Source organism: Noviherbaspirillum malthae (assembly GCF_015352985.1).
In the GTDB taxonomy this organism is placed as follows: Bacteria; Pseudomonadota; Gammaproteobacteria; order Burkholderiales; family Burkholderiaceae_D; genus Noviherbaspirillum; species Noviherbaspirillum malthae.
The window spans coordinates 41,069-52,857 of record NZ_JACYXF010000001.1 but is presented as its reverse complement, the minus strand read 5'-3'; the positions used below and the strand labels follow the sequence as shown (position 1 = coordinate 52,857).

The window sequence follows — 11,789 nt, the reverse complement described above, 5'->3', positions numbered from 1 at the left end:
TTTAGAATTCGCGGATCCAGATGACTTGGGACCGGCTTTGTGAACCAAGCTCTCTTTTTATCAATGCCTGCATCTGCATGCCGGCACGATTAAGACGTACCTTGCCGTTGATCAAGAAATAGCCCGTTGCGACATTAGCAGCAGAGCCAATCGTTCTCTGTCCCAGAATGCCCGTCAAGGCAGGATCATTGATGCTGCGAAACGATGCATTTCTACGCGCCATGACGATTGCCCTGGCATCCGAGATGGAAAGTGTATCAATGACTGCATAAATGACTTCTTCCGAGGCAGTATTGATATTAATTGGAGTGGCATCTTCTAGCACAATCAAATAAGGCCTCAACTTTTCCAGGATCTCGGGCGTGAAACCCGGTACCGCCAGCAGATCATCGACATGTACCAGACTCAATGTCCGCTGCGCTGCCGTCGAAGCGACTTGAGCGCCGGGATTGGTTTGGGTGCCTCCTGCGGGATTGGTGCCGGTTGAGCCGCCTCCCGCATTCGGACTGGTGGTACTGGTCCCGCCGCCTGCTCCGAGAGTTGAACTGTCGATCGTGTTGCCTGCTGCCTGTGCCGACAGCAGATAATTGGCTGTCGCCTGTGCCAGCGACGCATTGAGCTGCAGAGCGCTGAGCAGGCGTCCGAATGCTTTTACCTTGGCTTCATTAGGCCGATTGTTGATACAGCATATGCCTGCAAGATTGAAGCGCCCTTGTGCATCTTCAATTGCGCCTGACAACACCGCATCCGGGACATCGGAGCCTGAACGCCCGTTTTCCACATAGTCGTCGAGCCGCGTCTCGGCTAGCGGCACCGCCCAGGGCTCATCCAGACCATCGGAATTCGGCGTGCGATCCGCCATCAGGATCAGCCTTGCATAATCAATCGCGCCACGCAGAATCCACTGCTTCTGCATTTGAAGCCGCTGGTTCTCGATCGAGCGCACCTGCACCTGCTGCTGCCAGAACAGGCTGGCGACAATGGTGATCGCCAGCGTGGTCAGCAGCAGCGCGGTGACCACGGCGACGCCGCGCTGACGGGAAAGCGTGCGCATCTTCATACGACCCCCAGCAGGAAAATCTTGATCAACCCGGCGGGACGGTCGCGCAACTGCAGCGTCACTTCGAGGCCTGTCGGTTCGGTAGCGACCAGCGCGGCTTGCGGCAGCCCCTGTGGCGTCGTGCGCGCCGGTGTCCCCGACATCGATGCCGCATTCTCGACCGCCGCGCGCCACCCCTGATTGTCGAGAATAAAGATGCGCACCGGCATGGCCAGGACATCCGTCGTAAGCTGGACGACTGCCGAATTGTCGGTGTCGGCGAGCATCGCCCGCCACGCCACATCGAGTTCCTGAAGGTTACGCGTGGCCAGCGACTCGCGCCGGGTCAGCAAGCCGTCGCGAATACGATAAGCCACGACCTGCACACGGGTCGGCTGGTTCTCCGCATAAACGCTTCGCACCAGCGTTATCCGTCCCGCCTGTGCGGACAGCACCGATCGGTTTCCAATGGTCTTCTTGACCGCGATATTGTCGAGGTCGCTCTGCATCTGCGCGAAGGCCAGCTGCATGCCGCGCGTATGGTCCAGGTCGGCGTTGAGCGATACACGAGCGCGCACGATGCTGTCGAGGCCGCGCCAGCCGAGTACGGCGACGATGGCCAGCACCATGACGGCGACCAGCAGTTCGATCAGGGTGAAACCGCGCTGCGCCTTCATCGCGCCCTCTGCGGGTCGGGCACGATCTGCGCCAGCTTGATCAGGCGGCGCTGGGTATCGCCGCCGTCGTACACGCTGACTTCGACGCGCCGGAAGAACGGATTCGGCGTGGTCAGCACATCTTCCTCGCAGATCAGCCGCAGGTCGCCCTGCGGGCATTCGAAGCTGCGCTTGCCGATGGCCGGATATTCGCGCCCGAGGCGGATCTGCGCCAGGCGGTTTTCGGCCGACCAGGTTGCCATCATGGCCGAGCGCAGGCCGCTGCTGTTCTGCGTGAGGCCGCCGACGGCGCGCAGGCTGGCGCCGAGCGCGGTGCCGACGATGACCAGGGCGACCAGCACCTCGAGCAGAGTGAAGCCTCGTGAATTTGATGAAAGACGGTGGCTGCGCATGATCATTCCACCGTGAAGTGGCCGACGCCGTCGGCACGTATTGCCACGCTGGATTCGCCTATCGCCAGCGTCAGCAGGAAAGGCTTGTCGACCGGCTCGCGGCCGAACACGATGCGCAGCGGACCGTTGTCGGCCGACAGCTGGGGCACGATCGACAAGCCGATTGGTGCGCGGCTGTATTCGCGCTCGCGCAGCAGGTCGTCCTGTCCCAGCGGCTGCCACTGGTTTTCCTCGCGGATGAGGAAGCGGTAACGGGTGTTGTCGGCTTCGAAGGCGATCGGCCTGTTGCGCACGATGGCTTCGTCGCGCGCCAGCTGCAGCAGCAGTGCAATGCGCTGGGCCTCGTTCTGCAGCGCCTGCCGCTCGCCGGGCATGGCATTGAAGGCCACCACGCCCATCAGCAGCGCAGCAATGACCAATACCACCAGCAATTCAAGCAGGGTGAAGCCGCGCGCCGCGGTCGGGCGGACGCGCTGGATCAAGGTCGGCGAAGAATGAATCAGAGATCCCACGAACCCACGTCTGCGTCATTGCCGGACCCGCCGGCCTGGCCGTCGGCGCCGAAGGAAAAGACGTCGATCTCGCCCTTCACGCCGGGAGACAGGTATTGATAGGCATTGCCCCACGGATCCTTGGGCAGCTTGTCGATATAGCCGCCGCTCTTCCAGCCGTTGGCGGCCGGGCCGCTGGTCGGCTTGCTGATCAGGGCCTGCAATCCTTGTTCGGTCGATGGATAGCGCTGGTTGTCGAGCTTGTAGAGCTTGAGGGCGGACATCAGGGTGGCGATGTCCTGACGCGCCGCGGTAATGCGCGCATCATCCGCGCGGCCCATCAGCTTGGGCACCACGAGTGCGGCCAGAATGCCCATGATGACCACGACCACCATGATTTCGATCAGGGTAAAGCCGCGGCTGAATGCGCGCGGCAGGGTACGACGCGAAGCGAAGGAATGGTTGTTTTGCATAAAGTAGATCTAATTGAAGGACTAACAAACCACTAGTATATGACGGAAGCATGCCACTTCCCGATGACCTCCCGATTACCGTCATGCATCAGCAGCGCGCTTGCTTATATGAAATATTGCACGCAATTAAGTTGATGATGCCGGTAGATTATGCGGCCAATTGCCGGCGAGAACTTCGACAAGGTAAAAAAACATTGTCCATTGTCATGCCGGCCCGGGGCGGCAGGCTGCACTCGTATACCGAAGCATAGGACAGCACAGAGCAACATAGAAGGCGGCACATTGCCTGTGTCGCGTGCTCTCTGACTTGAGTTTTCTCAATTAGTTTGCATCAGGGGCATATTGATACAAAAAAACTCGAAGAGCGATTCCCTGAAGAAATTCGCTCCTCGAGCCGTTCAAGCTGCAATGCTCAAGGGCAATTGCCGATGATGTAAAAGCCGGGCGCCGTCTGTGCCAGCGTGGTGGTATAGAAGGTATTGTTCAAACCCATGTTCTGGTTCGAGCCGTTGGCAAGCGCATAACCTCCGCTGTTATGGGCACGCCCGGCCTGCACGTGCGCATAGTTGCTGGACGTGGTCGCGGTGCAGACGAACGAGGACTTGGTGGTTGCGCTCACCGGCGCCGACAGCGCGCTTTCGCGGCCCGAGCTGGTGGCCGACACCGCATACGAATACGTGGTGCTGGCCGCCAAGCCGTTGTCGGTATAGCTGGTGGCCGCAGTCGGGCTGGCGGTGACCTTGGTGCCGTTGCGGTAGACGTTGTAGCCTGCAGCACCGCTGGATGCGCCCCAGGCCAGCGTAACCGAGCTCGAGGTGGTGCCGTTGACCGTGAGGCCCGCCGGCGTCGCCAGCGGCGGCGGATTGCCGGTGGTGCTGGCGGATACCGGTGCCGAGTCCGGTCCGGCGGCTCCGCTCGACGTCACCGCCCTGACCGTATAGGTATAGCTGGTGCCCGGCAGCAGCCCGGAATCGGTATAAGCCGTGCCGGTCACCATGCTGGCATTGACCTTGGTGCCCATGCGGTAGACGTTGTAGCCTGCGGCGCCGGAGACCGCGTTCCACTGCAAAGAAATGGAGCTGTCGGTGGCGCCGGTCGACACCAGGCCGGCGGGCGCGGGCAGCGGCACGAAGCCGCTCGATACCTTGTCGACCATGCCCTTGATGGCGACCATCTGGCGGCCACTCTTCTTGGCATAGTTGGGATCGTCATATCCCCACCAGTCCCAGCAGCCGTTGGGATTGCCGACACTGCTCGGCGCGGTCTGCGGATAGAGCACGATGATGTTGTTGGTGTCGGCCCATTTGTTGTATCCGGTGTTGCGGTAGTAGCGGTCCTGGATCTTGGTCGTGTCCTGCTGGCAGCCGTGGAGCGCCACATGCACCCGGCACACCTGATTGGCCGCGCAGCTTGCCGGAACATAGGCCCAGCCGGTATTGGCCATGCCATGGGAAGTCGGGCTGGCGATGAAGTCGCCCTGGTTGTATTCGATGAAGCTGCCGCCCAGCGTGCCGGTGTTCTTCGGATTGAGCGAACCGTAGATCCATTTCAAAATTTCGCCGGCGAGATCGAAGTTGCAATTGTTGATGTAGGGACTGCCCTTGACGCTGCAGCCGCTGCCGAAGTAATCGGTCACCATCGCATGTTCGGAAGCGACATTGTTCTTGTAGAACAGGTTGGCGCTGTTGACGTAGTTGGCATAGTAGGCCCTCGCTTCGTTCATCACCAGCTGCCTGACCGTGCTGTCGATGGTGCCGGAATAGAGATAGACCTTCGAGTTGGCGAGGTTGCCGGTGGGGTCGATCACGCCCTGTCCGGCCCAGCTGTTGGTGGTGGAAATGAGGGTGGACGTGGCCGGCTTGCTGGTGCTGGTCGCGGCCATGCAGGGGCCGGTGGCCGTGCTCAGGCTGCCCTGCGCGCAGTAGAACGGGCCGCCGGCGACGATGCCGGCCCCGGCCTTGAAGGTGGCCGAATAGGCGACATGCAGCTGCGCGGCCATGAAACCGCCCGAGGACAGGCCCGAGACCGAGCTCTGGCTGAGGTCGACGTTGTAGGCGGGAAGCGTGATTGCGGAATGGGCAGCCGCTGCGGCCGTGAAGCCGACTGCTGCCAGAATGTTGCGCGCGCCATGGGATAGGCGGCGGCCATGCGGGATGGAACCGACCATGCGTGTCTCCTGATTGTTTTATTCGTTTCAATCGAATCCGCACGTCTGGCCCCGTGCGTCCGCAGAACGCTTTTTTACCGCAGAGGTTCTGCTGGTGGAGCAAGCTTAGTGAGAAACCGCGAAAACGCAACGGGACCTAGTAGTTCTACCATATTGATGCATGCCAAGGCTTTCCGGCATGCATGTGTTCGGCGATGTGCGCCGGACGGTTCATGAAGGAACAAACCTCATGCCGATGCAGTCTTGATAACATCGAAACCCGTGCTGCATAAGGAGAAACCCATGTCACTGCCCCATGCCACTCCCGGCGAGCTGATCGATATCCGCCCGCTTGGCGACCAGTTGATCGACTCCGCATCGATAGCGCTGGTGCGGACGGATGATTTTGAAGTGATGCGGCTGGTACTGCCCAAGGGGAAGTCGATCCCCGCGCATCAGATCGAGGGGGAGCTGACCTTGCAGTGCCTCGAGGGCAGCGTGGAAGTGGAGGCGCTTGGAGAGCGCAGGACCTTGCGGGCAGGGCAGATGCTTTATCTGCAGGGGAATACCGCTTATGCGCTGGCGGCGGGGGAGAATGCTTCGGTGTTGATGACGATGTTGCGGAAGGGGGAGGATAGCAAGGGGAATGGGAAGTGAGGTTTTGAGTAAGTAGTGCAGATAGCTATCCTGCACAAAAAGATTTACGTTCGCGACTAATTTGAACCTTGGTTTCTTCGCGGAGGCTTGCCGGGGGTGGCCCGGCGGCCACTTACTTTTCTTGTCTCGCCAAGAAAAGTAAGCAAAAGAAGGGGGCCGCCGAGGTGCGACGCCCCTATCGGCGCCCCTGCGGGGTTCCCAAAAGTGAAGGCTGCAAAGCGGGAAGCGCAGAAACTCGCCTCCGGCTCAGACAACTGCGCTTCTTTATCCGCTTTATGCCGGACACTTTTGGCGTCGATAGAGGGGGGAGCTAACAGCCTCCATGCGCAAGCTTGGTCCTAGTTAGCCACCGGCGGTCGACTCCCCTCTCCCGCAAGCGGGAGAGGGGCTGGGGGTGAGGGCGCTCGCAAGAGAGACAACAGTCCCAACACACAAAAACCATCGCTGAACAGGCAAGCAAGGCAGCAGACCAAGCCAGTACAAAGAGTCTGTGGATAACCCCTTTTAACGACGCCAAAAGAGCGTCGTGTCGCGCGAATACAGAAGCTAGGACCGTCCAAGCCCCAGCCGAATTCCCGCCCTTCCCGCTCAAGCTCGTTATACCGCCGCCTACGCCGCCTCATCGCGCGGATCGCGCGCCAGCAGCCTGTGCACCATCTCCTTCGGCGAATCACCATCGAACAAGACCGCCGCCACCGCCTGCGTGATCGGCATGTCGACGCCGTATTCGGCAGCCAATTGACGCACTGCCTGGGCGCAGCGCACGCCTTCGGCGACATGCCCGAGCTCCGCGACGATGGTGTCCAGGCTCTTGCCTTCGGCCAGGCCGAGGCCGACCTTGCGGTTGCGGGAAAGGTCGCCGGTGCAGGTCAGGATCAGGTCGCCGACGCCGGCCAGGCCCATGAAGGTTTCCGGACGCCCGCCGAGGGCAATGCCCAGGCGGCTGATCTCGGCCAGGCCACGCGTGATCAGCGCAGCGCGCGCATTCAGCCCGAGGCCGAGACCGTCGATGACGCCGGTGGCGATCGCGAGGATGTTCTTGACCGCGCCGCCGACTTCCACGCCGGCCAGGTCATCGGTGGAATACACGCGGATCGAGCGGCCGTGCACGGCCTGGACCACGGTGTCGCGCAGTGCCGCCGTGTGCGAGGCGATGGTCAGCGCGCAGGGCATGCCGTGCGCGACTTCCTGCGCGAACGACGGCCCTGACAGGGCGCCGTGCGGCACGTCGCTGCCGAGCACCTCACGCACCACCTGATGCGGCAGCAGCCGCGTACTTTCCTCGAAGCCCTTGCACAGCCAGACCAGGTTGGGAATGGCTCGTCCCTGCTGCCGTTCAAGCTGAAGCTGATGCGCCAGCGGACGCAAGCCGGAGACGGAAGAGGCGACTACCAGCAGGCTGTCCTGCGCTGCGGCGACATGGCCGACGGCACGCGGGAAATCGGCGCTGATGTCGAGCGCCGCCGGCAGCTGGAAGCCCGGCAGGTAGGCGCGGTTTTCCCGTGCTGCCGCGGCTTGCCGCATCGCCGCCTCGTCGCGGCCCCACAGCAGCACGCGGTGACGGTCGGCGAGTGCGATGGCCAGCGCGGTACCCCAGGCTCCCGCGCCAAGTATGGTGATATTCATCTTGTTGTTGTGCTCGAAGAAACGCAGGCCGGCGTGCCGTCCGGGATCAGCTGCCCCAGACTTCGCCTGCCTTGACGAAGCCGCTCTGGCCGTCGCGGTGGCGCACCTTCAGCCATCCGGCCGGGGCCGTTTCCAGCAGCTCCAGCAGCACGCCCTTGTCGGTCGTGAAGCTGACCGGTGCGGTATCGGCAGCGCTTTCCCGTATGCGGGTGCCGCCGGTCTTGACCACGACATTGCGCCTGACGACAAGCATCTTGGCCTCGACCCATGACAGGTCGCCGCCCGCGTCGCGCACCTTGACCCAGTCGCCGTAGGTCAGCACCACCTCGACCGGCATGCCGCGCGGCGCGACGAACATCTTGCGCCCTTTCAGCGACGGCGCATCATAGAAAATGGCCGGCGCGGGGCCGATGGATTTGTATTCGATGGCTTGAGCAGCGCCTGTCGCACACAGCAAGGCGGCGCACGACAGGAAGAGACGCGCAGATTTCATCATGACCTCCCTGGTCTATCCATGATCTCGTTACCGGCAGGCGCGCCGCTTCGCTATTGCAGCGGCGCGCCTGCCCCATTCCGTTCGCCTTACTGCGGGCGCGCAGCAGTGCCGTCGGGCATGACAAGGCCGGAACCCTGCGGCTGCTGTTGCTGCTGTTCCGCCAGGGCCTGCAGGCGCTGCTGGTAGAAGGCCTCGAAATTGATTTCGGCCAGGTGCACAGGAGGGAAGCCGGCGCGGGTGATCATGTCGGCGATATTGGCGCGCAGGTAGGGATAGATGATGTTCGGGCAGCCGATGCCGAGCAGCGGGTCGAGCTGTTCCGGCGGGATGTTGGCGGCTTCGAAAATGCCGGCCTGCTTGCCTTCGACCAGGAAAGCGACCTTGTCCTTGATCTTGGCGGTGACGGTGATGGTGACGGTCGACTCGAAGATGGTTTCCGCGAGCGCCTCGGCGCCGACGTCGACGGCGACTTCAATGCTCGGGGCTTCCTGTTCCAGGAAAATGGCCGGGGAATTCGGCTGCTCCAGCGACAGGTCCTTCAGGTAAACACGCTGGATCTGGAATACGGGCTGTTGGTTTTGGTCGGACATGGGCTGCTTTCGTTAGGTAGGAAGAGTAGGAAGAAAAAGGACGGCGAACCTGCCGTCCTTATCCTGTGACTTGCTTGATATTCAAATGCGGCTGAACGCTGCGGATGATGCCGTATCAGGCAGCAGCAAGCAACTGGTCGAGCTTGCCTGCGTGCTCGAGCGCGCTCAGGTCGTCGAAGCCGCCGACATGGGTGTCGCCGATGTAGATCTGCGGCACGGTGCGCCGCCCGGTCTTCTGCATCATCTCGGCGCGGCGCTCGGGTTCGAGATCGACGCGGATCTTTTCGATGTTGGAAACGCCCTTCTTCTTCAGCAGGTTCTCCGCCATCACGCAAAACGGGCAGACGCCGGTGCTGTACATCAAGACAGGTGCATGCTGGTTCGCTTGTTCGGTCATAGTCATTGCTCCATCACTTGGCAATCGGCAGGCCTTGCGCCTGCCAGGCCGCAACGCCGCCGTCGAGGCTGACGGCTTCGTTGAAGCCGGCCTTCTTGAGCTGCGCGGCCGCCTTGGCCGACTGCACGCCCGACTGGCAGACAGCAATTACGGGCTTGGTCTTGGCCTTGTCGAGCTCGCTTACGCGGTTCGACAGTTCCTTGAGCGGGATGTTCTTGGCATCACGCAAGTGCCCGGCGGCAAACGCGGCCGGATCGCGCACATCAACGACCACCGCATTGCCCTGGTTGATCATCTGGGTCGCCTGCAAGGTCGTTACTTTGCTGCCGCGGCGCTGCAGGTTTGGCCATAACAGGGCGCCTCCGGAAATCAGGGCGATGCCGATCAGCCAAATGTTGTCAATCAGAAATTTCACGCTACTCCTGGGTTCAATGGTTTTAAGCAATCCCAACATTATAAAATAGAAGCCGAATTAGGATTTCAAAACTCGGCAGCACACTCTCTCACTTCTTTATCAAATTCAACATGTACAAAATCGTATTGATGCGCCACGGCGAATCCACCTGGAACCTGGAAAACCGCTTCACCGGCTGGACCGACGTGGACCTCACCGAAAAAGGAATCAATGAAGCGCGCCAGGCCGGCAAGATCCTCAAGGAAGCCGGCTTCACGTTCGACCTTGCCTATACTTCGGTGCTCAAGCGCGCCATCCGCACCCTGTGGCTGACCCTCGACGAAATGGACCTGATGTGGCTGCCGGTCGAGCACGACTGGCGCCTGAACGAGCGCCACTACGGCGCGCTGCAGGGCCTGAACAAGGCGGAGACCGCGGCCAAGTACGGCGACGAGCAGGTGCTGGTATGGCGCCGCAGCTACGACACGCCGCCCAATCCGCTGGAGCCGAACGATCCCCGCACGTCCTACGACGACCCTCGCTACGCAGGCCTGTCGAAGGAACAGATTCCGCTCACCGAATGCCTGAAGGACACGGTCGCGCGCGTGATGCCGGCCTGGGATGAATCGATCGCGCCGGCCATCCGCTCGGGCAAGAAAATCATCATTTCCGCCCACGGCAACAGCCTGCGCGCGCTGATCAAAAGCCTGGACGGCATCAGCGACGAAGACATCGTCGGCCTCAACATCCCCAACGGCCAGCCGCTGGTGTATGAACTCGACGCCGACCTCAAGCCGATCAAGAGCTACTACCTGGGTGACGCCGCTGCCATCGAGGCGGCGATGAAAGCCGTCGCCAGCCAGGGCAAGTCCAAGTAATCCAAGCAAACCAGCAATCCACCCTGCGCGCATGCCCGATTCGGCATGCGCGCAGGGCGCGTTTCAATCGCACCGCATCACTAAAAGCCGAGGAAGTCAGATTGTTCACGCAGCACCGCAGACCTCGCCGTCGTTTTCTTCCCGTGATCGGATTCGCCATTGCCCTGGGCAGCCTGAGCATGCCGGGGGCCACGCCGGCGCATGCCGAAAAGCTCACCGAGCGCGCCAGGCAGAAGCGCGCCGCCGAGGAAGAGCGCGCCGAACTGCAAAAGAAGCTCAGCACGCTCAAGCGCGACATTACCCAGACCGAGGCTGCCAAGGGGCACGCCGCCGACGCCCTGTCGCAGACCGAAGCGGCGATTTCCGAGGCCAACCGCGCCCTGTACGGCCTGGATGCCGACCAGCGCGCCACCGAAGCCAAGCTGGCCAAGCTCACCGAGGAACACAACCGGCTGACCAGGCTGATCGACAGCCAGCAGAAGCGCCTGGCCCGCCTGCTGCGCGACCAGTATGTCGCGGGCAACGAGGACCGCATCAAGCTGCTGCTCTCGGGCGACAATCCGAACCGCATCAACCGCGAACTGCAGTACATGGGCTACGTCTCGCAGGCGCAGGCGCGTCTGATCGATTCGCTGCGCGCGAACCTGGCTGCGGTCGAAGCCAACAAGACCGCGACCCAGGAAGCCCGGCAGGAACTGGAAAAGATCGCGGCCGAGCAGCGCGAACAGAAGCTGGTGCTCGAAAAGGAAAAGACAAGGCGCGCCGCGCTGCTGACCCAGCTTTCCGGCAAGCTTGCCGTGCAGCGCAAGGAAGCCGGCAATATCGAGCGGGACGAGCAGCGCCTCGGCGGCCTGGTCGACAAGCTGGCGAAGTTGATCGAGGAACAACGCAAGGCGGAAGCCGCCGCGCTGGAAAAGCGCCGCCAGGAGCATAAAGAGCGGCAGGAGCGGCTGGCCAGGGAACAGCTGGCTCGGGCCAAGGCGAAAAAGGAGGCCGAGGCGAACGCAAAGGTGAGCTCCGTCAAAACCCCGAAACCCAATCCTGATGCAATTGATGACGACGAACCGCCATCGAAATTGTTGGGGCGAAATGAACTCACGCCCGAGCCCACCGTCCAAGACGGTGGCGCGTCGCGTGCTTTCAGCGGACTGCGCGGGCAGCTGAGGCTGCCGGTAAAAGGGGATCTCATTGCAAAATTCGGCAGCAAGCGGAACGACGGACCAAGCTGGAAAGGCTTGTTCATCCGCGCGCCCGAAGGCGCCGAAATCAAGGCAGTTGCCGGAGGCCAAGTGGTGTTTGCGGAGTGGCTCCGCGGATTCGGCAACCTCGTCATCATCGATCACGGCGGCCAGTACATGACAGTCTACGGCAACAATCATGCCGTGCTGAAACATGCCGGCGATATCGTCAAAACCGGCGACACCATCGCCAGCGCCGGCAACAGCGGCGGCAACGAACAATCGGGTTTATACTTTGAAATGCGGCATCAGGGCCGCGCCATCGATCCCTCCGGGTGGATTACTTTTAGGTGAC

Annotated in this window: 14 protein-coding genes; 3 read left to right on the top strand and 11 right to left on the bottom strand. The window is 61.8% G+C overall.

Annotated elements, in window-relative coordinates:
* Position 1: 1 nt before the first annotated feature.
* The 6 genes from gspK to IGW03_RS00255 all read right to left on the bottom strand — a co-directional run bounded on the left by gspK (position 2) and on the right by IGW03_RS00255 (position 5,239).
* The gene (gene gspK, locus IGW03_RS00280; RefSeq protein ID WP_228534844.1) at positions 2 to 1,060 is read right to left on the bottom strand and encodes a type II secretion system minor pseudopilin GspK; all 1,059 of its coding nucleotides are present in this window, start codon (positions 1,058 to 1,060) and stop codon (positions 2 to 4) included.
* Entirely contained in the window at positions 1,057 to 1,716 is a 660-nt protein-coding gene (locus tag IGW03_RS00275; protein ID WP_194720516.1) for a prepilin-type N-terminal cleavage/methylation domain-containing protein, read from the bottom strand. The genes gspK and IGW03_RS00275 overlap by 4 nt, the downstream gene beginning before the upstream one ends.
* Positions 1,713 to 2,108 carry a type II secretion system minor pseudopilin GspI gene (gene gspI, locus IGW03_RS00270; RefSeq protein ID WP_438943611.1) on the bottom strand — a complete coding sequence of 132 codons (396 nt, stop codon included), beginning with the start codon at positions 2,106 to 2,108 and terminating at the stop codon, positions 1,713 to 1,715. The genes IGW03_RS00275 and gspI overlap by 4 nt, the downstream gene beginning before the upstream one ends.
* Before the next feature lie 2 nt (positions 2,109 to 2,110).
* Positions 2,111 to 2,620, bottom strand: coding sequence for a GspH/FimT family pseudopilin (locus IGW03_RS00265; protein ID WP_194720514.1), 510 nt, complete (start codon positions 2,618 to 2,620; stop codon positions 2,111 to 2,113).
* Positions 2,608 to 3,072, bottom strand: coding sequence for a type II secretion system major pseudopilin GspG (gene gspG, locus IGW03_RS00260; protein WP_194720513.1), 465 nt, complete (start codon positions 3,070 to 3,072; stop codon positions 2,608 to 2,610). The genes IGW03_RS00265 and gspG overlap by 13 nt, the downstream gene beginning before the upstream one ends.
* A gap of 412 nt (positions 3,073 to 3,484) precedes the next feature.
* Entirely contained in the window at positions 3,485 to 5,239 is a 1,755-nt protein-coding gene (locus tag IGW03_RS00255) for an extracellular catalytic domain type 2 short-chain-length polyhydroxyalkanoate depolymerase (RefSeq protein ID WP_194720512.1), read from the bottom strand.
* 282 nt (positions 5,240 to 5,521) lie between these two features.
* On the opposite strand from IGW03_RS00255, the gene IGW03_RS00250 reads away from it, so the two are divergent.
* The gene (locus IGW03_RS00250) at positions 5,522 to 5,875 is read left to right on the top strand and encodes a cupin domain-containing protein (RefSeq protein WP_194720511.1); all 354 of its coding nucleotides are present in this window, start codon (positions 5,522 to 5,524) and stop codon (positions 5,873 to 5,875) included.
* 609 nt (positions 5,876 to 6,484) lie between these two features.
* On the opposite strand, the gene IGW03_RS00245 is transcribed toward IGW03_RS00250, so the two are convergent.
* The 5 genes from IGW03_RS00245 to IGW03_RS00225 form a co-directional block, all read right to left on the bottom strand.
* Positions 6,485 to 7,501 carry an NAD(P)H-dependent glycerol-3-phosphate dehydrogenase gene (locus IGW03_RS00245; protein WP_194720510.1) on the bottom strand — a complete coding sequence of 339 codons (1,017 nt, stop codon included), beginning with the start codon at positions 7,499 to 7,501 and terminating at the stop codon, positions 6,485 to 6,487.
* A 46-nt stretch (positions 7,502 to 7,547) separates the two neighbouring features.
* Complete coding sequence (locus IGW03_RS00240) at positions 7,548 to 7,994, bottom strand: SH3 domain-containing protein (protein WP_194721164.1); 447 nt, start codon at positions 7,992 to 7,994, stop codon at positions 7,548 to 7,550.
* Between the two features lie 89 nt (positions 7,995 to 8,083).
* On the bottom strand, positions 8,084 to 8,587 hold the full coding sequence (gene secB, locus IGW03_RS00235) for a protein-export chaperone SecB (RefSeq protein WP_194720509.1): 504 nt from the start codon (positions 8,585 to 8,587) through the stop codon (positions 8,084 to 8,086).
* A gap of 115 nt (positions 8,588 to 8,702) precedes the next feature.
* Positions 8,703 to 8,984 (bottom strand): glutaredoxin 3, encoded by a 282-nt coding sequence (gene grxC, locus IGW03_RS00230; RefSeq protein ID WP_194720508.1) that lies wholly within the window; start codon positions 8,982 to 8,984, stop codon positions 8,703 to 8,705.
* A 13-nt stretch (positions 8,985 to 8,997) separates the two neighbouring features.
* Entirely contained in the window at positions 8,998 to 9,399 is a 402-nt protein-coding gene (locus IGW03_RS00225) for a rhodanese-like domain-containing protein (protein WP_194720507.1), read from the bottom strand.
* 110 nt (positions 9,400 to 9,509) lie between these two features.
* Here IGW03_RS00225 and gpmA point away from each other — a divergent pair, with 110 nt between their 5' ends.
* Together gpmA and IGW03_RS00215 are read left to right on the top strand one after the other, a co-directional pair.
* Complete coding sequence (gene gpmA / locus IGW03_RS00220; protein ID WP_194720506.1) at positions 9,510 to 10,256, top strand: 2,3-diphosphoglycerate-dependent phosphoglycerate mutase; 747 nt, start codon at positions 9,510 to 9,512, stop codon at positions 10,254 to 10,256.
* A gap of 179 nt (positions 10,257 to 10,435) precedes the next feature.
* A complete protein-coding gene (locus tag IGW03_RS00215; protein WP_194721163.1) occupies positions 10,436 to 11,788 on the top strand; it encodes a murein hydrolase activator EnvC family protein in 1,353 nt (450 codons plus the stop codon).
* The last annotated feature ends 1 nt before the right edge of the window (position 11,789 follow it).

Bases quoted from the DNA above. Each gene is read 5' to 3' on its own strand.
- gspK (WP_228534844.1), bottom strand. From the start codon at position 1,060: ATGAAGATGCGCACGCTTTCCCGTCAGCGCGGCGTCGCCGTGGTCACC.
- IGW03_RS00275 (WP_194720516.1), bottom strand. From the start codon at position 1,716: ATGAAGGCGCAGCGCGGTTTCACCCTGATCGAACTGCTGGTCGCCGTC.
- gspI (WP_438943611.1), bottom strand. From the start codon at position 2,108: ATGCGCAGCCACCGTCTTTCATCAAATTCACGAGGCTTCACTCTGCTC.
- gspG (WP_194720513.1), bottom strand. From the start codon at position 3,072: ATGCAAAACAACCATTCCTTCGCTTCGCGTCGTACCCTGCCGCGCGCA.
- IGW03_RS00255 (WP_194720512.1), bottom strand. From the start codon at position 5,239: ATGGTCGGTTCCATCCCGCATGGCCGCCGCCTATCCCATGGCGCGCGC.
- IGW03_RS00250 (WP_194720511.1), top strand. From the start codon at position 5,522: ATGTCACTGCCCCATGCCACTCCCGGCGAGCTGATCGATATCCGCCCG.
- IGW03_RS00245 (WP_194720510.1), bottom strand. From the start codon at position 7,501: ATGAATATCACCATACTTGGCGCGGGAGCCTGGGGTACCGCGCTGGCC.
- IGW03_RS00240 (WP_194721164.1), bottom strand. From the start codon at position 7,994: ATGAAATCTGCGCGTCTCTTCCTGTCGTGCGCCGCCTTGCTGTGTGCG.
- secB (WP_194720509.1), bottom strand. From the start codon at position 8,587: ATGTCCGACCAAAACCAACAGCCCGTATTCCAGATCCAGCGTGTTTAC.
- grxC (WP_194720508.1), bottom strand. From the start codon at position 8,984: ATGACCGAACAAGCGAACCAGCATGCACCTGTCTTGATGTACAGCACC.
- gpmA (WP_194720506.1), top strand. From the start codon at position 9,510: ATGTACAAAATCGTATTGATGCGCCACGGCGAATCCACCTGGAACCTG.
- IGW03_RS00215 (WP_194721163.1), top strand. From the start codon at position 10,436: ATGCCGGGGGCCACGCCGGCGCATGCCGAAAAGCTCACCGAGCGCGCC.